The 23,703-nt window shown below is 66.6% G+C and carries 29 protein-coding genes; 15 read left to right on the top strand and 14 right to left on the bottom strand.

Translation table 11 applies throughout. The features are described 5' to 3' along the window. On the top strand, window positions 1–267 hold a 267-nt coding region (locus ACTHLF_RS19585), incomplete at its 5' end, for a hypothetical protein (protein ID WP_440329649.1). Window positions 268–357: 90 nt separating this feature from the next. On the opposite strand, the gene ACTHLF_RS19590 is transcribed toward ACTHLF_RS19585, so the two are convergent. The 4 genes from ACTHLF_RS19590 to ACTHLF_RS19605 form a co-directional block, all read right to left on the bottom strand. Next, window positions 358–1,275 carry an NAD(P)/FAD-dependent oxidoreductase gene (locus ACTHLF_RS19590; RefSeq protein ID WP_440329651.1) on the bottom strand — a complete coding sequence of 306 codons (918 nt, stop codon included), beginning with the start codon at window positions 1,273–1,275 and terminating at the stop codon, window positions 358–360. Window positions 1,276–1,289: 14 nt separating this feature from the next. Next, window positions 1,290–2,147 carry an NAD(P)H-hydrate dehydratase gene (locus ACTHLF_RS19595; RefSeq protein WP_440329652.1) on the bottom strand — a complete coding sequence of 286 codons (858 nt, stop codon included), beginning with the start codon at window positions 2,145–2,147 and terminating at the stop codon, window positions 1,290–1,292. Beyond that, window positions 2,147–2,893 (bottom strand): histidine phosphatase family protein, encoded by a 747-nt coding sequence (locus ACTHLF_RS19600; protein WP_440329698.1) that lies wholly within the window; start codon window positions 2,891–2,893, stop codon window positions 2,147–2,149. Before ACTHLF_RS19600 ends, ACTHLF_RS19595 begins: the two co-directional genes overlap by 1 nt. A gap of 89 nt (window positions 2,894–2,982) precedes the next feature. After that, on the bottom strand, window positions 2,983–3,357 hold the full coding sequence (locus ACTHLF_RS19605) for a response regulator (protein ID WP_440329654.1): 375 nt from the start codon (window positions 3,355–3,357) through the stop codon (window positions 2,983–2,985). A 106-nt stretch (window positions 3,358–3,463) separates the two neighbouring features. On the opposite strand from ACTHLF_RS19605, the gene ACTHLF_RS19610 reads away from it, so the two are divergent. From ACTHLF_RS19610 to ACTHLF_RS19635, 6 genes are all read left to right on the top strand, one after another. Next, window positions 3,464–4,759 carry a two-component system sensor histidine kinase NtrB gene (locus ACTHLF_RS19610; protein WP_440329656.1) on the top strand — a complete coding sequence of 432 codons (1,296 nt, stop codon included), beginning with the start codon at window positions 3,464–3,466 and terminating at the stop codon, window positions 4,757–4,759. A gap of 164 nt (window positions 4,760–4,923) precedes the next feature. After that, the gene (locus tag ACTHLF_RS19615; protein ID WP_440329658.1) at window positions 4,924–6,051 is read left to right on the top strand and encodes a glycosyltransferase; all 1,128 of its coding nucleotides are present in this window, start codon (window positions 4,924–4,926) and stop codon (window positions 6,049–6,051) included. Then, on the top strand, window positions 6,048–7,193 hold the full coding sequence (locus ACTHLF_RS19620) for an acyl-CoA dehydrogenase family protein (RefSeq protein ID WP_440329660.1): 1,146 nt from the start codon (window positions 6,048–6,050) through the stop codon (window positions 7,191–7,193). The genes ACTHLF_RS19615 and ACTHLF_RS19620 overlap by 4 nt, the downstream gene beginning before the upstream one ends. Window positions 7,194–7,252: 59 nt before the next feature. Further along, entirely contained in the window at window positions 7,253–7,939 is a 687-nt protein-coding gene (locus tag ACTHLF_RS19625; RefSeq protein WP_440329662.1) for a PIG-L deacetylase family protein, read from the top strand. Next, a complete protein-coding gene (locus tag ACTHLF_RS19630) occupies window positions 7,927–8,499 on the top strand; it encodes an SAM-dependent methyltransferase (protein ID WP_440329663.1) in 573 nt (190 codons plus the stop codon). The genes ACTHLF_RS19625 and ACTHLF_RS19630 overlap by 13 nt, the downstream gene beginning before the upstream one ends. 281 nt (window positions 8,500–8,780) lie before the next feature. Beyond that, window positions 8,781–10,292 carry an arylsulfatase gene (locus ACTHLF_RS19635; protein ID WP_440329664.1) on the top strand — a complete coding sequence of 504 codons (1,512 nt, stop codon included), beginning with the start codon at window positions 8,781–8,783 and terminating at the stop codon, window positions 10,290–10,292. 213 nt (window positions 10,293–10,505) lie between these two features. On the opposite strand, the gene ACTHLF_RS19640 is transcribed toward ACTHLF_RS19635, so the two are convergent. Together ACTHLF_RS19640 and ACTHLF_RS19645 are read right to left on the bottom strand one after the other, a co-directional pair. Continuing rightward, window positions 10,506–11,252 carry an SseB family protein gene (locus tag ACTHLF_RS19640; protein ID WP_440329666.1) on the bottom strand — a complete coding sequence of 249 codons (747 nt, stop codon included), beginning with the start codon at window positions 11,250–11,252 and terminating at the stop codon, window positions 10,506–10,508. Between the two features lie 15 nt (window positions 11,253–11,267). Continuing rightward, window positions 11,268–11,582, bottom strand: coding sequence for a helix-turn-helix domain-containing protein (locus ACTHLF_RS19645; protein ID WP_440329668.1), 315 nt, complete (start codon window positions 11,580–11,582; stop codon window positions 11,268–11,270). Between the two features lie 116 nt (window positions 11,583–11,698). On the opposite strand from ACTHLF_RS19645, the gene ACTHLF_RS19650 reads away from it, so the two are divergent. Further along, entirely contained in the window at window positions 11,699–12,052 is a 354-nt protein-coding gene (locus tag ACTHLF_RS19650) for a hypothetical protein (RefSeq protein WP_440329669.1), read from the top strand. 21 nt (window positions 12,053–12,073) lie between these two features. Here the strand turns inward: ACTHLF_RS19650 and ACTHLF_RS19655 are convergent, their stop codons facing one another. Then, the gene (locus ACTHLF_RS19655) at window positions 12,074–12,775 is read right to left on the bottom strand and encodes a response regulator (RefSeq protein WP_440329670.1); all 702 of its coding nucleotides are present in this window, start codon (window positions 12,773–12,775) and stop codon (window positions 12,074–12,076) included. A 175-nt stretch (window positions 12,776–12,950) separates the two neighbouring features. On the opposite strand from ACTHLF_RS19655, the gene ACTHLF_RS19660 reads away from it, so the two are divergent. After that, window positions 12,951–13,259 carry a hypothetical protein gene (locus ACTHLF_RS19660; protein WP_440329672.1) on the top strand — a complete coding sequence of 103 codons (309 nt, stop codon included), beginning with the start codon at window positions 12,951–12,953 and terminating at the stop codon, window positions 13,257–13,259. On the opposite strand, the gene ACTHLF_RS19665 is transcribed toward ACTHLF_RS19660, so the two are convergent. The 3 genes from ACTHLF_RS19665 to ACTHLF_RS19675 form a co-directional block, all read right to left on the bottom strand. Beyond that, complete coding sequence (locus ACTHLF_RS19665; RefSeq protein WP_440329674.1) at window positions 13,240–13,995, bottom strand: glycosyltransferase family 2 protein; 756 nt, start codon at window positions 13,993–13,995, stop codon at window positions 13,240–13,242. The genes ACTHLF_RS19660 and ACTHLF_RS19665 overlap by 20 nt on opposite strands. Window positions 13,996–14,115: 120 nt before the next feature. After that, window positions 14,116–14,301, bottom strand: a complete 186-nt coding sequence (locus ACTHLF_RS19670; protein WP_440329676.1) for a DUF3606 domain-containing protein — start codon at window positions 14,299–14,301, stop codon at window positions 14,116–14,118. Window positions 14,302–14,413: 112 nt separating this feature from the next. Further along, window positions 14,414–14,812 carry a hypothetical protein gene (locus ACTHLF_RS19675; RefSeq protein WP_440329678.1) on the bottom strand — a complete coding sequence of 133 codons (399 nt, stop codon included), beginning with the start codon at window positions 14,810–14,812 and terminating at the stop codon, window positions 14,414–14,416. Between the two features lie 534 nt (window positions 14,813–15,346). On the opposite strand from ACTHLF_RS19675, the gene ACTHLF_RS19680 reads away from it, so the two are divergent. Then, window positions 15,347–15,616: a hypothetical protein gene (locus ACTHLF_RS19680; protein WP_440329679.1), complete on the top strand. Its 270-nt coding sequence runs from the start codon at window positions 15,347–15,349 to the stop codon at window positions 15,614–15,616. Window positions 15,617–15,728: 112 nt separating this feature from the next. Next, on the top strand, window positions 15,729–16,382 hold the full coding sequence (locus ACTHLF_RS19685; protein WP_440329681.1) for a DUF6766 family protein: 654 nt from the start codon (window positions 15,729–15,731) through the stop codon (window positions 16,380–16,382). Between the two features lie 37 nt (window positions 16,383–16,419). Here ACTHLF_RS19685 and ACTHLF_RS19690 read toward each other — a convergent pair whose 3' ends face one another. Then, the gene (locus tag ACTHLF_RS19690) at window positions 16,420–16,803 is read right to left on the bottom strand and encodes a hypothetical protein (RefSeq protein WP_440329683.1); all 384 of its coding nucleotides are present in this window, start codon (window positions 16,801–16,803) and stop codon (window positions 16,420–16,422) included. Between the two features lie 130 nt (window positions 16,804–16,933). Here ACTHLF_RS19690 and ACTHLF_RS19695 point away from each other — a divergent pair, with 130 nt between their 5' ends. Continuing rightward, entirely contained in the window at window positions 16,934–17,137 is a 204-nt protein-coding gene (locus tag ACTHLF_RS19695) for a hypothetical protein (protein ID WP_440329685.1), read from the top strand. Beyond that, entirely contained in the window at window positions 17,134–18,795 is a 1,662-nt protein-coding gene (locus tag ACTHLF_RS19700) for an ATP-binding protein (protein ID WP_440329687.1), read from the top strand. The genes ACTHLF_RS19695 and ACTHLF_RS19700 overlap by 4 nt, the downstream gene beginning before the upstream one ends. A gap of 85 nt (window positions 18,796–18,880) precedes the next feature. On the opposite strand, the gene ACTHLF_RS19705 is transcribed toward ACTHLF_RS19700, so the two are convergent. Next, window positions 18,881–19,273, bottom strand: a complete 393-nt coding sequence (locus tag ACTHLF_RS19705; protein WP_440329689.1) for a GFA family protein — start codon at window positions 19,271–19,273, stop codon at window positions 18,881–18,883. 255 nt (window positions 19,274–19,528) lie between these two features. On the opposite strand from ACTHLF_RS19705, the gene ACTHLF_RS19710 reads away from it, so the two are divergent. Further along, complete coding sequence (locus ACTHLF_RS19710) at window positions 19,529–20,266, top strand: hypothetical protein (protein WP_440329691.1); 738 nt, start codon at window positions 19,529–19,531, stop codon at window positions 20,264–20,266. 321 nt (window positions 20,267–20,587) lie between these two features. Next, window positions 20,588–20,980 carry a hypothetical protein gene (locus ACTHLF_RS19715; RefSeq protein WP_440329693.1) on the top strand — a complete coding sequence of 131 codons (393 nt, stop codon included), beginning with the start codon at window positions 20,588–20,590 and terminating at the stop codon, window positions 20,978–20,980. A gap of 442 nt (window positions 20,981–21,422) precedes the next feature. On the opposite strand, the gene ACTHLF_RS19720 is transcribed toward ACTHLF_RS19715, so the two are convergent. Together ACTHLF_RS19720 and ACTHLF_RS19725 are read right to left on the bottom strand one after the other, a co-directional pair. After that, entirely contained in the window at window positions 21,423–22,493 is a 1,071-nt protein-coding gene (locus tag ACTHLF_RS19720) for a hypothetical protein (protein ID WP_440329694.1), read from the bottom strand. Window positions 22,494–22,803: 310 nt separating this feature from the next. Then, window positions 22,804–23,703, bottom strand: a 900-nt coding sequence (locus ACTHLF_RS19725) for an ATP-binding protein (protein ID WP_440329696.1), incomplete at its 5' end; no start/stop codon positions are given.

A 23,703-nucleotide genomic window follows, 5' to 3' on the forward strand; every position in this document is an offset into this window, starting at 1 on the left:
CACGCGCTGCTGGGCGGTGTGCGGCTAGGCGCGATCATCGCCGATTACAGCTGCATGCATCGCCTGTTCACTCTTGATGAACGCCCGTTTCCGGCGGATGATCTGCCGCTGGCTCGCGCCGTCCTTCATGAGGAGACATGCCACGATGTCGCGCTCAAGGTGCGTCGTGCGGATGGACGCTGGACGGTGTTGACCGTCGCGGCCCAGCCCTTACACGGTACCCACGCGGAACCTCTGGGCGGCATCGTGCTGTTTCGCGCGGCCTGATGGCCGAAGGCTTATGCGTGGTAACGCCGGATCGACATCGTTGGCCCGTCGCCCTGCGCGAAGGCTCAACCACACGCGCTAGCCCGACCGTCACTGCGCGCCGTGCAGGTCGCCGCGCAGACGCGCGGGCAGCCGATGATGGATGGCTGTGGCGGCCACTGCCGCTTGACCGACGGCGACGCTGATCTGGTTCAATCCCGCGACCACATCGCCAGCGGCAAACAGATCCAGCACGCTGGTCTGCATATGCGCATCGACAAGGAGCTTCCCCGCCTCGTCACGCCGCGGCTGCAGGGTGGTCAGGAATCCGGTCGAGGGCGTGCAACCAAGCACCGGGTACAGCGTATCGAAGGCGTGTGACCCGCCATCGCGCGTATGCACCGTGCACCCGCGCTCGGCGAACACCAGGCGTTCAAGTGGCGGCAGGATCGCCACACCCGAACGTGCGCCCTCGGCTACCTGTGCGTCGCTGGCGTGTTCGCCGTGTGGACCGACCACGGTGACCCGCGCGGAGAATGTGCGGAGGAATCGGGCGTGACCGAGAGCCTGGTCGATCGGCCCGTGCACGGCGATCGCCTCGTCCCGCGCTTCGTACCCGTCGCACACCGCGCACAAGCGCATCGCGCCGGAGGCAATCGCCGCTGCAGCGTCCTCGGTCCGGGGCAAGGTGTCGACGATCCCACTGGCCACCAGCACCGTTTGTGCGAGGAAACGTTGAGCACCGACGCTCGCCTCGAAGCCCAATGGGCGGCGTTCCAGCGCCGTGACCTCGCCGTGGTGTACGGGCGCGCCGTACTGCTCGGCCTGCGATCGAAAATGCGACAGCAACGCATTCCCCGCGATGCCAAAAGGAAAGCCCGGGCAGTTGTGGCTGACCGGGATCCACCGCGCGCGTGACTGCCCGGCATCGACGACCAGAATCCGCCGGTGATAGCGCGCCAGGTAGGTCGCGGCGGTGAGGCCGGCCGGGCCGGCACCAACGATCAGGCAGTCGTACGCGTGAAGCATGGCCCCCGACACGCTTAGTGCGCTTCCAGGCGCGCGAGCACGCCAGGGATCCGTGGCAGCAGTTCGCGGGCGAGGAAGCCGATCGGGGCGACCTGGCGTGAGGCTGCCACTCCGGCGCGGGCATGGACCATCACCGCCCAGCAGGCCGCTTGCGCCAGGGTCGCGCCGCGGGCGATGAGACCGGCGACGACACCGGCCAGGACATCGCCGGAGCCGGAGGTGCCGAGCCCCGGCGCGGCAACGTCGTGGCGCCACAAGGCCCCGTCCGGCGTGGCGATCCAGCTGGTGGGGCCCTTGAGAATGACCACTGCCCCAAACTCGAGCGCGGCTTCGCACGCCACTTCTGCGCTGTGCTGTGCAACCTCGTCCGGGCGAAGATTCAGCAGATCCGCCATTTCGGCCACATGGGGCGTGAGGACGAGCCGTCCGTACGCGGGCTGCAGCGCGTCGGCGTGCAGGCTGCCGGCGTCCGCGACCACGTATCGGGCTGCGCGAGCGACCTGCGCAGACGCGGGCGACGCACCCGTTGCCATACCGGGACCGACCAGTGCGACGGCGGCCTCGCGCACCCGCGCGACCGCCTCGGTCTCCAGCGCACCGAGTTCACCCGACGCGTCCAGCGCTACGCCAATGACCGCCGATTCGGGCATCACCAGCGCCATGGTTTCGCTCAGGCTCATCGCGGTCAGGGTCATCAGCTTGCCCGCGCCGGCACGCAAGGCCGCTTCACCGGCCAGCAGGACCGCACCGGGGACGGAACGGGAGCCACCGACCACAACCACCCTGCCCCGATCCTCCTTGCTTGTGCTGCCAGTGGCCGACGGTAGCGGCCATCGGCGCAGGCTCGCGCGCGTCAGCCGCTGCGCGAGCATCAGCGCGGGCCTCCGGGCACGTCCGAGTCACCGGTCACGGCGACATCGCGCACCGTGGGTGGCACCACCCGCCCTTTGCGCAAGCGAAAGGACACCGCAGGCTCCTTGACGACGTCGTATTCCGCGTAACCACAGTTGGGGAAGTCGCCCTGGCGGTCGATGGCCAGGATCTCCGCCTCGCGCATCCCCTCGAGCAGATACCGGAAGCAGTTGACGATGACCTGGTGTCCGACCACCACCACGCGGCAATCCGGCCGAGTCAGGCGAATCCCATCGACCACACTGCGCAGGCGCAGAATCACGTCGCACCAACTTTCCCCTCCCGGCGGGCGGAAGTAGAACTTGCCCACGAGGCCGCGCTGCGCCGCCAGTTCTGGATACGTCGTCTCGATGCCCTTGCGCGTATAGCGATCGAGGATCCCGAATTCCTTCTCGCGCAGTCGCTCGTCGATCTCGATGCGCGACTCGTCGATGCCCAGTGCCTCGGCAAGCGCGGCGGCGGTCTGGTGGGCGCGGACGAATGGCGATGAGAGGATGGTATCTGGACGTTCATCATCCGGTAGCTGCGCCATCCATTCGCCCAACGCCTGTGCCTGCGCGTAGCCCAACGGCGACAGTGGCGTGTCTGCGTCGCGATTGTGCAGGGCGATCAGGTCATCGCCCGCAGCTTCGGCATGATCACGCAGCACGTTTCCGGCACTTTGGCCGTGCCGCACAATGTACAGTTTACCCGCCCTCGGCCCCATGAACGTCCCCGCGCGATGTGAACCCACCCAGCATCCCGGCCAGGCTGTGAACACCGCGTGGGATCGGGGCATGCACCGCGCGCCTCGCCTCAGCCCGCCGCCTGCATCGTCCCCACGACTTCCACCAGTGAGGCCAATGACGTGGGCTTGCACAGGAACGGCGGCATCCCGAGGTCGGCCGGAAGGTCCCGCGGATCGAACGAGGCGACGATCACGTACGGAATGGCGCGCGCCGCCAATTCACGCGCGACCGGAAATGAAACGCCATCGACCAGGTGCACATCCAGCACGGCGCTCTGGGGAAGATGGCGATCAATCGCCACGAGGGCATCCTTCACGCTGGCCACGGGGCCGATAATCTGCGCGCCGTGATCCTCCAGCACCGACGCCCATAGTTCAGCAATCATCTCGTTATCTTCGACCACCAAAATACGGTGGCCATCCAGTCGGGTAACCGTCGCCATGGAACCGCCTTGACACAGGTGGCCGCTAGCGTGGCATATCATGGCCGCCGTGTCGTTTCACACCACATTGACGCCCGACCCTTGAGCGACCCCCGCCACGGTGACCATGGCCTACCAACTGCATCGCCAACTTCTCGAACTGTCCGACGACTGCGTCAAACAGCTGGACCTGGATGGTCGCATCCGCAGCGTCAATGAGCCGGGCCTGCGTCTGCTCGGTGCGAGCGCGGCGGAACTGGAAGGCCGGTCGTGGGAGGTCCTGTGGCCGATCGCCGGCCGGCCTGCCGTGCAACGCGCGTGTGCGGCGGCGCGGCAGGGACAGGCGACCCGGTTCATCGGGGAGACGATCCAGGGAGAACGCCGCCGCTGGTGGACGGTCTTTACCGGCCCCCTGCGCGATGAGCATGGCACGGTAGTCGGCATCGGCGCAGTCAGCCGCGACATCTCCGACCGGTTGCAGTTCGAAGACGCGATGGACATGCTCAATGCCCGGCTTCAGCACCGGCTCGACCGCGCCGAGCGCAGCGTGCGCACGGGCGACGAGCACGCCGCCGCGCTCGAAGCGGCACTCGATGCCGCCACTGAAGCGGTCGAGGAAGGCCATGCGGCCCAGTCAAGCCTCAGGGAGAAACTCGACTTGGCCGAGGTGGCCCGTCTCGCCGCCGAGCAGATCGCGTTGCAGACCCAGAAGTCGGCCGCCGTCGGCCAGATGGTTGCGGGCCTGGCCCACGACTTCAACAACAATCTCCAGACGATCATGACCGCCTTGGAGACGCTGGCGGCATCGCCGCTGGAGATGACGGCTCAGCAAGCACGGTATTTCAGTTTCGCCGAGCAGGCCGCGCGGCTGGCGTCGGTCAATGTGCGCCGGCTCCTGGCCTTCAGCCGCTCGCACCCGTACGCGCCCGAACATCGTGACTTGGGCGCGCTGCTGGACGAGGTGCTGCCATTGATCATCGGGACACTGGGATCGCGCTTCACCGTACAGGCCGTGCGATCCGACGCAGCGCTGCCCGTGTTCGCCGATCCGCATGCGTTCCACCAGGCGCTGATGAACCTCGCGATGAACGCGCGGGACGCGTGCGGCGGAGCCGGTCGTATTGCCCTGCGCACGGGACGTGAAGTGATCCCGGTCGATGGCGCGGACGAGGGAGCCCACCCGGATTACGTGTACGTCGAGCTGTCCGACGACGGCGACGGAATGAGCGAGGACGTTTTGGCCCGGGTGTTCGAGCCTTTCTTCACGACCAAGGCGGCGGGCAAGGGTACCGGTCTGGGCTTGGCGCAGGTGCTGGGCTTTGCGCAACAGGCCGGCGGCACGTCCCGGATTCTCTCCGAGGTCGGTGCGGGAACCACGGTTCGCCTCGTGTTTCCTCGCGCGCACGCGGCAACGACCGCCTAGGACCCCGTTAATCCGTGGCCTCTCCCTTTCGTGGGGTCTCGTGCGCTTGAACGACTAAGCCGCGGCCGGACCGAGGCGCGAGCGGCGCGACACCGTGGCATCGCTTTCCATGCAGCGCGTTCACGGTCGGCAGGGTTAGCTCAGCGGTCCGTGAGGAGGCCGCGATGAACCTGTACCGTATCGAGCGCAGCCACACGGTCGGTGCGCTGCAGGGCGCCGCGCCGACCGTCGTGGCCATCCCCGTGCGCAATGAAGCGCGGCACTTGGGCGCCTGTCTGGAGGCGTTGGCCGTGGCGGCGCGCGTGGATGGCGCTTTCCCGCACCTGGTCCTGGCCGTGAACGGTTGCACAGATGCCACCTGGGAGGTGGCGATGCGGCACGCGCCGCGTTTGGCGCTGCCCGTCACGATCACCGAAGTGGTCCTGTCACCCTCGGCCGACCATGCCGGAGGCGCGCGGGCTGCCGCTCTGCGTCTTGGGCTGGATCGCGCTGGTTGTGCGGCGCACGCGCGCATCTTTACCACCGACGCGGACACGCGGGTGGCGCCCGACTGGCTCGTCCGCGGGCACCGCGCGCTCGCCGACGGTGCCGACGCCGTCGCCGGCCTCGCCGCAGTCGCCTCGCCACGTCACTGGCCCATGCACGTCAGACAGCGTCATGCGATGGAACAAGCTCTCCACCGGCTATTGGACGAGATCGACGCGCTTTGCGATCCTGTGGAACACAACCCGTGGCCGACCCATCGCCAGGCTTCGGGCGCCAATCTCGCCTTTCGTGCCGACGCATTGCGGCGCCTGAATAGGTGGCCGATCCCGTCCTGTGGCGAGGACCGTGCCTTGATCCAAGCATGCCACGCGCAAGATCTTCGCGTGCGGCACGAAGTAACGATGCGCGTGACGACATCGGCGCGGCTGCACGGGCGCGCCGCCGGCGGCATGGCCGATACGCTTTGTCACCAGGCGCACGATGCTACGCGGCCGTGCGACACGGCGCTCGAAGCGGTCCCGGCGCACATCTCGCGCGCGGAGCGACGCGCTCGGGCACGGCGACTGTTTGATCCAGGCATGTCGGCGAAAGCGGTGGGCGAGGCACTGGGACTCGCCGTGCCGGGCGGCGCGGTCATCAGCGCGCCGTGCCGCTTTTTTGGGACGGCCTGGCAGCTGCTCGAGGCACTGGCCCCGGGCCTGGCTCGACAGTCCTTGCGCATCGAGGAGGTGCCGCGCGCGATCGAAGCGGCCGAACGCTGGCTGGCCGGGCACGCCGCCGCACCCGTCGGTGGGGTCGCCGCATGAGCGTGCGCGCGTTGCACACCGAGGGGGCCATGGCACGCGCGGCGGTGCTTCGCGCATTCGCGGCGGATGCAGCCGACTTGGCGACCATGGCGGTGGATGACGACGCGGCCGGATGCTTTCCCTCGGCGGCGATGGGGCGGTTGCGCGCGGCGGGGCTACTGACCGCGGTGCTGCCGGTGGAGGAAGGCGGTGCGGGCCTCGGCGTCGATCGCGCCGCGACCTCGACGTTGCTGACCCTGCTGATGCGGCTGGGCGCGGTGCATCTGTCGCTCGCCCGGTTGGTCGAAGGACACGTCAATGCGTTCGCGTTGCTGTGGCAGTACGGCACGGCGCCCCAGCGACTGCGTGTCATGCGCTATGTGCGCGACGGCGGTTTGCTGGGCGTATGGAACGCGCCGGTGCCGGGTGCCCCGCTCGTCCTGCTGGCCGACGGCGTTCATTTTCGTCTGGCTGGGAGCAAGATCTACGCGTCCGGCGCGGGCGCCATTCGCCGGCCGCTGCTCACCGCAACGTCCGAAGACGGCCGCCTGCTGATGTTGTGGTGCGACGTCAGTGCGGCCACGGTGGACTTGTCGGACTGGCGCGTCCAGGGTATGCGAGCGACGGCCACGGGCACGCTGCGGCTGGACGGGGTCATCGTCGAGCCTGACGAAGTCTTCGGCAATGATCAGGACTACCACCGCCAGCCGGCCTTCGCCGGCGGCGCGTGGCGCTTCGTTGCCGCTCAACTGGGAGCGGCCGGCGCGCTAGTGGATGCGCTGCGTCAGTCGCTTCGCACGGCGCACCGTGAGGGCGATCCGCACCAGCGTGCACGCTTGGCCGATGCCGCGATGCGCCTGGAGACTGGCCGGTTGTGGACACATGCGGCCGCGCACATGGCTGACGATCCGGCGCAGACGCCTGACGACGTCGTTGCATATGTCGGCATGGCGCGTCTTGTGGTCGAGGAGGCGGCGATGGCGATCATCGCTCTTGTCCAGCGCTCCATTGGCCTGCGCGCTCTGCACGCGGAGCATCCGGCTGAACGCATCTGTCGGGATCTGGCGACCTACCTTCGCCAGCCGGTACCCGACCTCATTCGCGACGCCAGCGCGCAAGCGGCGCTGGACGCGCCGGGCAACCTGCTGGATCGATGGTCGTGAGCACGGCGGGCGCGCGAGTGCGTGTCGGCGGCTACTGCGCTTGTCTCGCACGGCTTCCCGTGGTCGCGCCGATCGCCGTGCTGCGGACCCGTCCGCTGATGGTCGTCGCTCCGCATCCGGACGATGAGAGTCTGGGCCTGGGTGGACTGATCGCGGCCGCACGGGCATTGAACCTTCCGGTGACGGTCGTGTTCCTGACTGACGGCGAGCGCTCACACGTGGGGTCGCCGACCTGGCCGGCCAGGCGGCTTGCCGCGCATCGACGGCTCGAAGCCGTCGCCGCCTTGGGCGAACTCGGTGTCGCCGGGGCGAGCGCGCACTTTCTTGGCCTGGGCGATACCCGACTGCATGCGCTGGACGGGGCGGCGCAGGCTACCGCCCAGGCGAAATTGGCCACACTCGCCGCGCCAAACACCCTGGTGTGCGTGACCGCGGCGACGGATCCGCATAGCGATCACCAGGCGGCCGCCGCCCTGGTGGACCGCGTTCCTTGGGCGGCGGGGGTCGAGATCATGCACTACCCCGTCTGGACCTGGACACGCCGCGATGCGGATCTGCCGATCACGCCCCTGCGCGGTGTACGCATCGATGTGGCGACACATCTACCGCGCAAGCGCGCAGCCATTGCGGCCCATCGAACGCAGCACGGCGAGCTTATCCATGACGCGGCGGAGGCGTTCGTTCTCGACTCGGCCTTCCTTGCGCGCTTTGCCGCTCCCACCGAGACGCTCATATGGCCCCGGTGAACTTTGACCGCGCGCATTTCGAGGCGCTATATCGCGAGCGGCCGGATCCGTGGGCATTCCGTACCAGCGCGTACGAGCGTGCAAAGTACGTGGCGACGGTGAAGGCCATGCCCAAAGCACACTATCGGCACATCCTCGAACTCGGTACCTCGATCGGGGAGCTTAGCGCATTGCTCGCGCTGCGGGCCGACCGGCTTACCGGCGTGGAAACCTCGTCCATTGCCATCGCCGCGGCCCAGGCGCGATGCGCCCACCTGCCCCATGTGCGTTTTGTCCAGGCGCATCTGCCCGACGGCGACTGGGAGTCTTCCGCCGATGCCGTGATCTTGTCCGAGGTGCTCTACTACCTGACCCTTCCGGCGATCGGTCAACTGGCCGCGCGACTGCAACATTGCGCGCCGCATGCCGACCTGATCTTGGTGCACTGGACCGGGCCCACCGACTACCCGTTGTCGGGTGATGCCGCCGCGGAGGGCTTTCGTACCCTCGTTCCGTCATCGCGCTGGCAGGGTGAGCGTACAGCGGAGTACCGGATGGACGTGCTTCACCGGGTACGATGAGTCGATTCGCCATCGCGGGCTGCACGATCCTCGCACGTCAACTCGAGGCAGAGTGTCGAGCGCGACCTTGGCACCCGCGGCCGGCGTTGGGCTCAATCTGCGCCCAGACGCAATACGAGACGGCTGTTGCGCTTCGGCATAATTGCCCAGTATCGGCCGACTTGGACATCCGGGCGACGTGACGTCGGAGCAGTAGAACTACGCACAGGCTATCGGGACTTCTACAGGTGCGCGCAACGCGATCGCGGGGGATCCTATCGCGACTGCGACCGGAGTGCACCATGGATACCAACCGCCGTCCCAATATCCTCATGATCATGGCCGACGATATCGGCTGGTTCAATATCAGCTGCAACAACCACGGCATCATGGGCTATCGAACGCCAAACATCGACCGCCTTGCGGCGGAAGGCGCGAACTTCACGGACTTCTACGGCCAACAAAGTTGCACAGCGGGTCGCGCCGCGTTCATTACCGGCCAATCACCGATTCGCACGGGACTGACGAAAGTGGGTACGCCAGGGGCGACACTGGGCCTAAGCGCACTCGACCCAAGCGTGGCAGAAGTACTGAAACACTACGGGTATGCAACGGGGCAGTTTGGAAAGAACCACCTGGGCGACCGGAATGAGCACCTGCCGACTGTCCACGGGTTTGACGAGTTCTTTGGCAATCTATATCACCTTAACGCAGAGGAAGAGCCCGAGTACCCGAACTATCCCAAGGACCCGGCCTTTCGCAAGAAGTATGGTCCGCGCGGGGTACTACGCTGTAGGTCGTCGGATGTCGACGACGATACGGTCGACGAACACTTCGGCAGGGTCGGTCGGCAGGAGATCGAGAACACCGGTCCTCTCACCCGACGTCGCATGGAAACCATCGACGAAGAATTTCTCGGTGCCGCGTTGGAGTTCATCGAACGGCAGTCGTCGGCTTCGCAGCCGTGGTTCTGTTACTTCAACCCGACACGGATGCACGTGTTCACCCATCTCAAACCCGAGTCCGAGGGCAAGACTGGACTCGGCATTTACCCTGACGGGATGGTGGAGTTGGATGGGTACGTCGGGCACCTGCTGGATATGCTCGATCAAGCAGGCGTGGCGGACAACACGCTAGTCATCTTTACAACGGACAACGGCGCCGAAGTATGCACGTGGCCCGATGGCGGGACGACACCGTTCCGTGGTGAGAAGGATACCAACTGGGAGGGCGGCTGGCGGGTGCCTTGCGTCATGCGATGGCCTGGTGTCATCAGCCCAGGACGCGTGATCAATGACATCGCCTCTCTGCAGGACCTCGTTCCCACGTTCGCGGCGGCCAATGGCGAGGCGGACCTCGCCGCGCGACTTCGCGCCGGGTGTGAGTTGGCCGGGAAGCCCTTCAAAGTCCACCTTGACGGATATAACCTCCTACCCTTCCTCGCGGGAGAGACGGACGCCTCGCCACGTCGCGGATTCATCTATTGGAGCCACGATGGGGAGTGCATGGCCATGCGAATCGAACGGTTCAAAGTCGTTTTCGCTGAGCAGCGGGCTGTCGGGCTCGACACATGGCGCGAGCCATTGTCACCGATGCGCGTACCTAAGTTTTTCGATCTTCGCGCCGACCCCTTCGAGCGCGGAGAGGACCGCTTCAGGTCCACCGACGGGTTCATCGAGCAGATTCCCTTGCAATACCTGGCTCCGCCCCTCCTTGCTGAATGGCTTTCAACGTTCAAGGAATTTCCGCCGCGTGCGCGGGCGGCGAGCTTCAGCATCAACCGGGTGATTGAGGCAATGATGCCAAGAGATTGAACGGTATCGTTCGCACGGACGGTTGGTTCGAGGCCGTGCCGCTCGCATCGGGTGTTCAAGGCGCCGTGGACCCGGAACTATCCGATGCGAGGGCCGCCAGGACGGCGCAGCGTCCTAGGACGCGCTTGCTGCTCTGGGTCCGCGCAGGCATTGCAAGGAGTGGGGGTATCCAAGGCATCGTCGGAGGTGGCCGATCCGTCGGTCCGTACGAGCTCAGCGTTTCCCCTCACCATGCACGCGTTCGTAAAACGGCACGAGCGACATGCTCGTCACACCAGCCGCGTGCGAGGGCTCGACGGGCAGAAAGCGCACGAGCACGAGCGGCCAGCCGGCCCGGCGGGCCCGTTCGAGCGCCACGGCCCGCAGCTCGGGGTCCGCAGGGTGCACCAGACCCAGCACGATCTGTTCGCCGCTGCCGTCGTTGCGGTCCAGGCGGTACAGGTAAGCCTGGGCGATGCCATTCTGCGCACACCAACTGGCCAGCGCCGCGGCCAGCGGCGCCTCGTCGTCCGACGGCGCACGGAACGCCCACGGCGCATCGGGCCTGGGCTGCTCGCAGGCCATGCCCCGGCACCAAAGGACCTCACGCATGAAGGCATGGTCGTCCGCGATGATCGTCCAGCCCTGGCCGGTCATCGGATTCACGGTGAAGATGGCTGGCGGAGCGATCGAAAGCAGCTCGCGCATCGCCACCCGGACCATGACCGCCGGTGGCGGCATTGCGTGCGGGAACTGAGCCGGGTGGGTGAATAGCGGTACGCGCATCTCGCCCGAGGCGGCGTGCTGCCATCGAACCAGGTTATGCCACGGCGCCGCGGCGCCCTCGCCCGGCGGGCGGTAAAGCAGCGCACGCACCGGTCCCTCGGCCAGGCGGGTAAGGAAGGCCTCGCGCTGCGTCGGATCGGCCTGGGCGCCCTTCAGCGCCTCCGCCAGTTCGTCAATCGGGGTCACCTCGTGCATACGCCTCCGGGAGGGTCAGCCATCGGCCTCGCGCAGGAGGCGTTCTTTTTCACTCACCGGCAGCTTCGCAAAGGCCAGGATCATGCGAGCCAGACGCTCGTCGCCGGCGAACAGGTACGCACACGGCACGTCGAGCGCCGCCGCCAAACGTTCTACCGTGCCCAGATCGGGCTGGTGGATGCCCTGCTCATAGCGGTTGATTCGCGTGCTGGCGACAAAGGAGTCCAGGCCTGCGTCTAGCCCTAACTGCTTTTGCGATAGCTCTTTCATCTGGCGGGCGGCCCTCAGGCGGTGCGGAAACACCTCGTGCAGGGGAAGCGGTCGGGGCATGGCGTCGGGCCGGTAGTCCAGAGGGACTACGAGACTCGTAACTTTGCCTTGCCACCGATACTACGAGTTTCGTAGTATCGGTGGCAACCGTCGCCGCGCCGAGGCCGAGAGCCGCCGTGCAACTCCTATTGGACGATGATTCGGACGTGCCGCTGCCGCTGGATGCGCCCACCCGCGAGGCCTGGCTGGTCCAGTGCGGACGGGCCGAGGGAGCCGGTTCGCTGGAGCGGCTCAAACGCCGTCTGGCCCAATGCTTCGCGCTTAGCCTTGTCGAGTGTCTCGACGCCGACCTGAAACCGCCGACCGAAGCACAACTGAGCTACGCCACGGATATCGCCCGCCAGCTGGGCCTGAACCTGCCGGCCGAGGCGATCCGTTTCCGCGGCGAGGCGATGGCGTTTATCCGTCGGCATGCGCCCGCCCTGCGCGACCTGCCCCGTGCGCCGCCGCCACCGCGCGACGACGGCTAGGCCGCCCGGCCTGGGGCCTGATCAGGGCGCCGCGCAGGCGCGCTCAAGCAGCGTCACCAACTGGCGGGCCTGGTAGGGCTTCTGCAGCAGTACGACCCCGTCAGGAAGACCAAGCGCCGGGCTGATGTGGTGCCCGGAGGTCGCCACGACGCCGAGCGCGGGCCAGCGCTCGCGGACGATCCGCAACAGCCCCTCGCCGTTCATCGCGCCGGGCATGTGAATATCGGTGAATACCGCGCACAGCGACGGCTCCGCCTCGAGCAGCGCGACGGCCTCGGCCGCGTCCGCCGCCGGCACCGCGCTCCAACGGGAACCCTCCAGCAGGTCACAGACCACCTCGCGTAAGACCGGATCGTCCTCGACGACCAAGACACGCCGGGTGGCATCCCCTGCATCGTTCCGTGCCGCGGTAATCGGCGCCGGGCGCGTGACCGCGGCCGGACGAAGGTTGACCCGGTCGACCACTTCGCGCACTTGATTGCACAGTTCCCGGGCGTTGTCCGCCGAGGCAAAGAACAGGATCCGGCCGCCTTCGACGCTCAGACGCGCGCCCTGCAGGGCGGCGCCCGCGCGCGCGACCTCGGCGGCCAGCGCGCCGATCCACGCCTCATCGGGCTGGCCCTCCAGCAGGGCACTGATCGGCGCATCCACCACGGTGTCAACGATGGCTTTCAGGCAAGGCACGTCGAAGCCGAGAATGCGCGGGGCGGAAGCGTGGGGCATGGACAGACTCCGCAAGGCGTAAGGCGATGAAACGAACGCGAAGTGTGCCGGTGCTCGGATTAAAACGCGATGATGACCCAAGTTTGCGTCACGACCGGCCCGGTCGCGCGGCCTGCACATGGTCGTGACCCGGCGTCCCCGAAGCTGGGCCCCCTATCTGGCGGCGAGGCAAAGCATGGACCTGATCGCGCACCTGCGAAGTCCGGAGCCGCTCGGCTGGCTGGCGTCGCTGATCCTGTTGTCGACGATCGCTCGGCAGATCTGGCGTCAGGCCCACGCGCCGACGGTCGAGGGCGTGTCCAAATGGCTCTTCATCGGCCAGATGACGGCCTCGGCGCTCTACCTCGCCTATAGCCTCCTGGTGGACAACCCGGTCTTCGTCGCCAGCAACGCGGCGCTGCTTGTGGCCGGCATCACCGGCCAGGTGATCTACCTGCGCCGGCGTAAGTCACAAACCGGAGGGGTCAGCGAGGCGGCTCCATAGCGTGACCCCGGCGCGTACCGCCCGAGGGCGAGCGCGGTGGCTCGTCCGGCCGGCGGCGGATGCCGAATCGCAGCATGGCGCCGATCACGTAACCGACGATCATCAGCAAATCACGCACGGGGCGGAAGTGGCTGGCCCGCAGGGATGGCTCATAGCGCGCCCGGATCGGCGCAAAGGTAACCTGGGTGCCTAGCCGCCGCGAGGCCTCGACCAAGGTGGCTGTTTCGAAGACAAAATGATCCGCCGGCACGCCGTCGAGATTTAACACGGCCGCCGGGTAGTATCTCAGGCCGCTTTGCGTGTCGGGCAGCGGCTGACCGGCTGCCAAGGACACCGACCAATCGGCCAGGCGGTTTGCGGCACGCCGCATGGCGGGCTGGGTCTGCCGATCCTTCACGCGGGCACCGATCACCAGCGACCTCGGCTGCCGCTGTGCGGCCTCCAGCACCACGGCGACGTCCTCGGCGCGATGCTGGCCGTCGCCATCGAGGGTGATCAGGCCGTCAAACCCGGCGGCTTTCAAGGCCTCCCACCCGCTGCGCACCGCCCTGCCCTTTCCTTGCCGGTGGGCGTGCTTGATCACACGCACGTGGTTGGCCAAGGCAATGTCCAAGGTGCGGTCTTCGGAACCGTCGTCCACCACGACGATGGGCAAGCCAAAGCTCGCCAGATCCGCAAGCACACGCGCCAGGGCGCGCTCTTCGTTCAGGCAGGGAACCAGGAACGCGATTCGCATGGGCCGACCCTCGGTGGTGAGGCATCGACGCTAGGTCGTGTTGCGCCGAGTGCGTGTGAACGGACGGTCGCTCCGCTGCTGACGGCCGCCCGCCGGCCAGGCTCGCCTGCGAAGCCGCGGCTAGCGGGGCTGTTCACCCAGGGCGCGGCGGACGTCCTCGGCCATCGGTCCCACGCGGCCTACGACTTCGCGAAGGCGCGCCTCGCTGACGCCGAGCGCTTCGGTCCAGTAACGGATCTCGTAGTCCTCCGACAGGCTGATTCGCTTCGCGTCAGCCGGACCGCGTTTGCTGGTGTCATCGCTCATACGTGGCTCCCTCGTTTGACGGTGCGCCCAGCTTGGCCTTGCCGGCGTCAATCGTCTGCGAACGTCGGTCCGGGCGGTGCGCCCGGCGCCGCGGCTGCAGACCCTTCGTGCGCTAGCTCAGCAGTTGGTCGAGTGACTCACCCTCGAAGGGCATGCGCCAGATTCGACACTCCGAGGGCAGCTGCGGGTGCGCGTGCGATGCCGACACGCAGGTGGCGATCAGCGTCAGCGCCGGATGCAGCCGGCCGGCGGAGGCGAGCAGCCGCTCAGCCGCTTCGCCGCCGAGATCGCATGGCGCGATCACGGCCCGGATCGACGTCGAGGCCGCCAACAGCAGCCGGGCTTGCGTCCAGCGCTGGGCCTGCATTACGCCCGCCCCGCGCCGTTGCAACGCGAGGGTCAGGCCCTCGGCCAGCGATGGGTCCGGTTGCACGATCAGGATCTGCGGCGGCGGTACCTGCATCGGTACAGTGTAGATCAATGCCGCATAGCAACATGCGTTCCGCGTCACGCGCGTCACCTATGGGAGCTGCACGATCTGCTCAACGGAGTCCGCCGACCTGTGCCTGGGCGACCACGTGTGCGGCGACCTGCGGCGTGAAGGCCTGGCCGAAGTGTGAGATCCATTCTCCGAACGCGGGTGGCCTTCTTGGTCGAGGCCTATGCGGTCAGCCAGAAAAAGGCCAACGGGTGGTTCAGCCAGGTGTGCGATGCATTGACGGGAAGCGCCATGCGGTGAGCGAGTTCGGCCCGACAGGTCCGTCGTCGATGTCGACGATCGCGCTGGGTGTCGCTGAGCGGCCGCCCGCGCTACGCTTTTTCGGCCAGAGAACACGGCGCGGGCTTTCAACGCGGGCCAGATACGGTGCGCCGGTCGACGCGCTGCATCGCCTTCACCCAGATCTGGCGGGTTGGGCGTAAGGTCGAGGCACCCGGCAGCGCTTTGTCGGCCGCTGGCGTCGCGCTGGGGCACGATGCCAGCGTCTTTTTTGCCCGAGTCGATCGCCGTACCATCGGTAGGGTCACAAGCCGAGGGGACCTGTCCATGCTGCCGCCCCACGCCGGGTTTGATCTGCCGGCCGTCCAATGGACGCGTCGCCGCAATCTGTTGCGCGTGATCGATCAGCTCGTCGGCGAAGGCCTGGGCTCCTGGCCGGCCTTGGCGCACACCCTGTGCAACATGCGCGGCGAGGAGCTGCGCGCGGCCACGCGCGAGGGCCGCATCACCGACGCACTGGCCCGCGAGATCGAATGGGCGATGCAGCGGCCACTCGGGTGGCTGGACGCCACCGAGCACGAGGCGCTGGAGCGCTGATCCCGAGGCAGCCGCCCCTCGCGCATTGGCGCGCTCGTCACGACACGGCCCCGTAGCCTGTGTCGACGGGCCGCGCCATCGCGTGACCCAACCGACTTCCAGCGAGGATCGCATGCGCGCCTTTTTCTTTCGCAATGGCCTGAGCATCGCCGTGCTTGGCATGATGCTGGCTGCCTGGACCGCCCAGGCGGTCACGGGCCACGCCGCCCACAACGACGAGCTGATCCGGCACGGCGTCGCGTCAATCGGTTGGGGCGACTATCTGTCCGGCGGCGATTTCTGGTCGGCCACGTTCGAGAATTGGGAGAGCGAGTTCCTGCAGATGGGCGTGTACGTGCTCCTGACCGTCTGGTTGCGGCAAAAAGGCTCGGCCGAGTCGCGCCCGATGCCCGGTGAGGAAGACCCTGGCGATACGTCTGCCCCGGTCGATCAGCAGCCGGCCGCTTGGCGCCGGGGCGGGGTGGTGCGCTGGCTGTACGCTAACTCGCTCTCGATCGCGTTCCTGCTGCTGTTCGCGGCCTGCTTCGGCGGGCATCTGATTGGCAGCTGGCACAAGGAGCTGGCCGAGGCGGCGATGCATCACGAGCGGCCACCGACCTTGGGCGACTACGCGGTCGACCCGTCGTTCTGGTTTGAGTCCTTCCAGAACTGGCAGAGCGAGTTCCTTGCCGTGTTTTCCCTGGTGGTGCTGTCGATCTTCCTGCGCCAGAAGGATTCGCCGCAGTCCAAAGCCGTGGACGAGCCCAACGCCACGACCGGCACGTGAGTGCTCTGGGTCATCGGGTGCGCCGACATGGGCGCGTTCACGGACCGGCGGCGAACACCGCGGCGCGATCGACCGCTTCCTCCAGTGTCGTGCGATCGAACGGCTTGCACAGGCGTACGGCACTGGCCGGTGCGTCCTCGGCCGGTTCCGCCGGATCGGACAGCATGATCACGATGGCCATGCCCGGATTAGCCGCTCGCGCATCAGCCAGATACGCGCCGGAACGGTCCTCGCCAGGCGCCGGCACCGCCGCCACCAGGAAGTCAACGCGCGCCTCCTTGAGGATGTGCGCCGCGGCCCCGACGTGCGTGCCGGCGGCCACGCAACGGAAGCCGCGCAGCTGCAGGCAATCGGCAATCGTCTGCGCCAGATCGGCGCTGGGCTCGATGACGACGGCAAGCGGGAGGGCGGTAGCAGGCATGGCGTCCATGATCCGGGGTCGACCGGAAGCGAGGCACATTCACGAGGGTATGAACCCCTTACGCGAAATCTCGACCCTCACCATACACCGCCGCACCGATGGTGGCGACGATCCCCGACGTGTACGTACGATGGCAGCTCCCGACGATGTGAACCCCTTCCCGGCCGCCGATGCGGCGGTCGACCTAGGTGATGCGCACGACACCGCCATGTGGGCGTTGGTGATGCAGGTCGACGCCCGCTCGCTGCGTGAAGCGGCTGCCCGCGTCGGCCCGAACGTCTGGCGGCTTTGGGACGAAGTCCGCACCTATCCGGAGCGCTACCGCGCACGGTGACCGCAGATGAGCCGGCTGCGGCCCGCGCGACAGCGGTGTATAACAGTGGTTTGTCCGCGATTACCCCGCTGCTCATGACCGCGCGCCCTTCCCGCCCGCCCCACGGCGAAATCCACGACCCGCTGCGCGGCAGCGCCGCGCAGTTCGAGCGCCTGGTCCAGGGCGTGGCCGACTACGCGATCTACATGTTGGATCCAAACGGCATCATCGAGACCTGGAATTCCGGCGCGCAGCGCATCAAGGGCTACGATCCGGATGAGATCATCGGGTCGCACTACTCCCGCTTCTACACCGCCGAAGATCGCGATGCGGGGCTGCCGGAGCGCAACCTTGCCACCGCGGCGCATGTGGGCCGGGTGGAAGACGAGGGATGGCGCATCCGGCGCGATGGAACGCCCTTCTGGGCGCACGTCATCATCGACCGGATCGCCGACGCCGATGGCACAGTGCTGGGCTTTGCCAAAGTCACCCGCGACGTGACCGAGCAGCGCCGCACCGCGAACGAATTGGAAAAAGCCCGGGAGCAACTCGCCCAGTCGCAGAAGATGGAAGCGATCGGCCAGCTGACCGGCGGCATGGCCCACGACTTCAACAATCTCTTGATGAGCGTGCAGAGCGGCTTGGAACTGCTGCGCGCGCGGCTCCCCGATGACGAGCGCACGCGCAGCATCTTCGACACGACCCTGGGGGGGGTGACGCGCGGAGCGCGTCTGACCCAGCGCCTGCTGGCGTTCGCCCGACGTCAGGAGCTGTCACCGACCGCCGTAAACCTCGCCACGCTGGTCCACGGGCTCTCGGACCTCGTCCATCCGATGCTGGGCTCGTCCATCACCATCGCCAGCACGCTGCCGTTCGGCTTGGCGCCGGCGCTGGTCGATGCCAATCAGCTCGAATTGGCGCTGCTGAACCTCGTGGTGAACGCGCGCGATGCAATGCCCGAGGGCGGGCATATCGACATCACGGCCACGGCGGCGCGTCATTCCGACGGCAATGCGCTGGGGCTGCCCGAGGGCGACTACGTCGCCCTGATGGTGCGCGACAAGGGCCACGGGATGAGCGCCGACGCCCTGGCCCGCGCGATTGAACCGTTTTTCACCACCAAGGGCGTCGGCAAGGGCACCGGGCTGGGCTTGTCCATGGTCCACGGCCTGGCCGAGCAGTCCGGCGGCCGGCTGGTTCTCACAAGCGCCGAAGGCCAGGGCACCACGGCAACGATCTGGCTGCCGGTCGCGCGCCCCGCTTCGGGCCATGGGCCCGATCCGGCGAGGGGTGGCATGTTGCCTACCGCGCAAGGTCCGCAACTGCGCATCCTCTTCGTAGATGACGATCCGCTGGTGCGGGTGACCGTGGCCGCGCTGCTCGAGGACATGGGGCATTGGGTGGTGTCGTCAGAGTCGGGCGCGCAGGCACTCGCCAGCCTCGATGCGAAGACCCCCTACGACGTGCTGCTGACCGATTACGCCATGCCCGGCATGACCGGCACCGAACTCATCGTCCACGCCCGTCAGCGCGTGCCGCACCTGGCGGCGGTGATCGCGACCGGCTATGCGGAAACCACCATCGATCCGGCCTTGGGCGTGGTGCGCCTGGCAAAGCCCTTCAGCCGCGCGGCCCTGGACGCGGCATTGCGTCAGGTGCTGGGCGCCCCGGCGCCCTGAATCGCGCTGCCGGGGTCCCGCCCGCACCCTGTCAGCCACCTGCGCCGTCCTCTTTGTGGATGGGCGGACGAGGCCACTCTGCCCGTCATGGTCGCCGCGGACGGTTCTCGGCGAATTGCGGCACGGGCAGCGCGGCAAGCCACGGTTCGCGCCGCGTAACCCAGAGCTCGTAGCTCGGTGCAAACAGTCCGGGCGCGTCAAAGTGTCCGGCGTACAGCTCGATCTCCTGAGCTTCGTCGTCCGCCCACAGCACGATCGCGCCGCAGGCGGCGCACGCTTGCCTGCGCCCGGTCGTGCTATCCACGGCCACTCGGGCACCGCGGATCGCGACCTGCTCGGCGTTGAAGACCACGAACAGCACGAACGGCGCCCCGGAGCGTGCGCGGCAGTCCAGGCAGTGGCATAACCCGCAGCGCACCGGCTCCCCGTCAACCGCGAAGGTCACCCCGCGACAACGGCACGCGCCTCGCTTGATCATCGCCCTTGCTCCCTAATCAGGTGCGGTGCTGACCAGGATAGCCGTCCTGCGGCGGCGACGGTGCCCCGCTGAGGTCGCTCCTGACGTCTCGCCACGCCATGCCGTGACGAGCGGATCCCTCGCCCGGCCCGGCCGCTTGCTCGGTGCGGCCGCAGCACGAGCGCCATGGGCGGCGAGCGACGGCCCAGCCATTTGGCCGATTGCCACGGCTTGTGGCGTACGCGTACCTTCGCCGTCGGCCCACGAGGAGCGTCCATGCCACCCTTCCGATCTCGTGTCGTTGTCGTCGTCCGGTGCACCATCGCACTGCTCGCCTGCATCAGCGGGGCTTCCCTGGGCGTCGCACAGACGCAGGACGCGGGCGCCGTCGTGCCGTCGCTCCCATGCCATTTCAGCAGGGACACGCCGCCGCGCCCCGGTCCCGGCTGTCTCCTGGCCCACCAAGAGCTCGGCGCGCTGGCCGACGGGCCGGTGTACTGGCATATCGACACGTTTAAGAGCCAAGCCGCGGCCCGATCGGCCCAGGGCTCAACCGGCACGATCGTCGCCGATTATGGCACCGTCTGGCTTTTCACCATCGCGGGCGAGCACTGGAGCGCAAAAGGCGGAACGCATATTGCGACCATCGGGCCGTTGCCGGTCCGAAAGGCCGCCGCCTTCAGTGCCGAATACATCCATTCCCTGTTCGTGCCCGGGATGAGCGCGCCGATTCACAAACACTCGGGGCCGGAGGCATTTTACGCGCTCGACGGCGACACGTGCCTGGAGATGCCAGGAGGCGCACAGCTTGGGACGGGGCCCGGGAACCGACTGATCATGCCTGCCGGCGATCCGATGCTCCGTATGGCCGTTGGCACCGTCCCGCGGCGTGCGTTCGCCTTGATCCTGCATGATGCGACGCTGCCGGCGACCACCCGCGTAAACGAATGGCAACCTGCCGGCCTGTGTCAGGCGAGGCTTGGCGCACGAGGGACCGCGATGGTGCGCCCTTAATCAGGTTGTCGACCGGCACGGCTGCGCAGGGCGCCACTCGCGCGTACTGCCCGGGATGGTGCATCACGGTTGCGGCAACTTTAAATCCCAAGCCACACGTCATCCGACACGCCGGCCAGTGGCTCCCTCGCTACCCGGCCTTGCCGCTACAGGTGCAGGGCCAGGCACCGGCTGCGTGCGCGTCCGTCCAGGTCAAACGCCACCACGTGGCCCACCACCAGCGCCGGGGATCTCGGACGACTGGCACCTTCTGCGCCGGATCAGATCAAGCTGGCTCCAACCAAGCCAACGCGCGATGCGCAAGCAACGTACCATTGCGAAATGCATCGATGTCATTCTGATCCCCGTGCAGGTACGGCCGTCGACCTCAAGACCCGCCAGATCGCCTGGCAGGTGCCGGTGGGCACCGTCCAAGACACCGGCCCGATGGGTGTGAAGATAAGGTTGCCGATCCCCATTGCCATGCCCACGCTCGGAGGCAACCTCTCCACGCAGGGTGGCCTAGTGTTTATCGCCGGGACACAGGACTTCTACCTGCGCGCATTCGACGGAGAGAACGGCCGCGAAGTCTGGAAGGCTCGTCTGCCGGCGGGTAGCCAAGGCGGTCCAATGACGTATATGGACAACGGCAAGCAGTTCATCGTAGTCACCGCCGGTGGAGCGCGGCAGTCCACCGAGCGCGGCGACTACGTTATCGCGTACGAGCTTCGCTGAACCTATCAGAAGCGCGCCCGGATTCGCCGAGCGCGCTCTGGCGAAATTCCCTTAACCGCGTGGCCAGCCTAAAGTCGGCCGATGTCGGGCGACAGCATGTCAGCGGCCGCATTCATGGACGCTTGCCTCCGATCGGAAACGCCTGAACTTGGAGTTGCAGTATCCAGCGCCGATGCCCGCAACCCGAGAGGTGTCAGCGTCGGCGCAAACCTTGACATGCCCGATCATGGCGCTCACTGATGGGCGATGCCGGCGAATGAAAAGCCGCGGCTATCGCACGCCGCCAGCATGGCAGATGGCAGATGGCAGATGGCAGCTGGCAGCAGCCACAATCTTCTTTGCCTTTGTATGAATGCCCAATTGATCACAGAGCGCCCAACGCGTGGAGAAAAAGGCCTACTAGCCACTCACCTCGGTCGTAAGATTCACCGCGAAGGGCGACCTATGGCAGACCATCGTCGGAGACGCACCCTTTCCTGTCCTGGGATCGCCGCTCCCACATCTGGTGGATATAGTTTTCATATTCCTCTGCGGCCGCCCCATGGTCACAGAAGTATTCGCCCAGATCCGGCGCAGCCTGGTACTGGAGTCCAAGCGCAGACAGTGATTGGCCGGGCGTGAGCCACGGATCGTAAGTCATATCTATGACGCTCCAGTTCGCGATCGACACGCCGGCTTTCAGTTCGGCGCGACGCAAGGCAATCGCTCGCATCCCATAGTGGTACGAACTCATCAAATCCTGTCGAAGATCGGTCAGCGAGGTTCGAAGCCCGGCCAAGACCGTCCCCCGTTTAATTTGACGATACGCCCTCTTGAACTCGAAAGTGCGCATGGACCAAAGCTTCACCGCAAACGCGCGGACGCATAGATTTCCGTGCCAGTTGCTGTGGCAAGGCTCCGGCGACGGCGCGGCCAGCAATAGCCGCGCGCCGTCGAAGCACGCTCGGTGCTCGCCCAGATCCTTCAGAATAACTAGTCGTGCCGTTTCAATCTCCTCCTCAAGAACGTCCATCGTCAGCGTATTTTCTGTGCCCTGGTCGGCGGCCTCGTCTGTCATTGCAAGCTGCGGCAAGCTGGCCTTGAGGAATTTCGAATCAAAGGGTGGCGCAGTACGCGTCGCCAGCAATGGAAGAATCGCTTCAGCGAAGCTCGCTACTCGCTTGCTAGCGTGACCTTCCGCGCACAGGTCAAACGCTATGTGCTCCAGCCCCGGGGCGACCCGTGCAAAGACGCTTTCCGCCCAGGCGGCGACACCGCCAAACACATCACGACGATGGTTTTTGGTGCGCTCGCTGGGAAGAAGATCGTCCGCGTCCCGAAGCACTTGAACCCGGCAATGCGCGCACGCAAATCCCTGTGCATGGAGCCGCGCGGGGTCGCCAAACGCCTGGCCGCAAGCCGGACAACTGGTGCGCAACCTGACGCCGTGCATCGGGCACTTATCGAGGCCAGCCAATTGATGGATCACCGAATGAAAGCCACTGCTCAAACAGCGGGTACAAAATCGTGGCATGCCGATTAGTCCATTGCGGACAACCTCAGTCCAACCGCCCACGGTACTTGCGGGACCGAACTGATCGACAAATGCGGAGAGGGCTTGGCCCGCGCCCGAAGCGGGTGTGAACGGCCGAGCCTCGTCCCACCCTGCGCCCCCGATAGGGCTCACCAGTTGTCTGATCCTGGGAAATGGCATGGGGTCGCCCGCCATGGTGCGGACAACGCCTGCCAGACTAGTGACGTTCAGCCAGGCCGCCTTGTGGCATGCGCCCCAAGGCGACTCCCAATCGGATAGGAAATTGGCATGCCAACTGAACACATTCACCTCACGCGTACTGATCGGCTTTCCGCGAACGGCTGGTCGGCACGGGCCCTGTGTAACGGCGATAGACGAAGGGCGCCCGCTCGCGGTACCCGCTCAGTTCTACCGCATGCATCCAATCGCCGATTTCCGGGGAGAACGCCGCGCTATCGCGTGAGCGCGTGGTCTCGGCAAACTCTGCTAGCGCTCGAGCTACATACTCCATGATGACGCCGTGGTCAATCCGCTTCGCACCCGAGTCCAATTCAAACGCGCAGGCGATCGCGGGCAACTGCGATTCAAGCCGGAAGCCGGCACCGAATGCTTCGGGCCACAGAAAGTTTGTGTAGCTGCACCCGCTTCCCGGCGGGAATTCGGACCCTGAGTCACACGCTTTAAGGAGCGGAAGAAGGTCTTCCCCGCAGGTGACGCCCTCAAACTCCATCAGGTTTTCGGTAAAGCGGGCGTGCAGATCGGTCCGCCCAACCTCGATAAGCTCGTCCCGCTTGCAGGTGAGCTCTTGTTGGCCAAACAGGATGACGGTGACCTTGTATCGACGCTTGATGAGCCAGTTGATGTATTCCTTGAGCCACTCAAGCTGGATGGCAGCCAGGTTTTGTGCTTCGTCGATTACCAAGAACAACTGCGAAGAGCCCGCGCCGAGCGCGAATAACGCCCGACGGAGTTGGTCGCGCCGCTCCGGCAGGCCGCGCTTGAGCTTTGCTTCGTACCCCATAGCAAGCAGAATATCGCCGATAAATGAGCCCTCAGCGACCACGGTATCCCTCTTTGCCGCGTGCACGAGGATGCCGGCGCCGGGGAATTGCTTGGGAACGATGAGCTCGAGCGCTTCGATACAGGAAGATTTCCACGTGCGAGGGTGTGCCCAGTAGGCGAGTGTCGAGCGTTGACGATGCCCCTGCTT

Origin of the sequence: Luteibacter sp. (assembly GCF_051958795.1) — a bacterium.
Lineage (GTDB): Bacteria > Pseudomonadota > Gammaproteobacteria > Xanthomonadales > Rhodanobacteraceae > Luteibacter.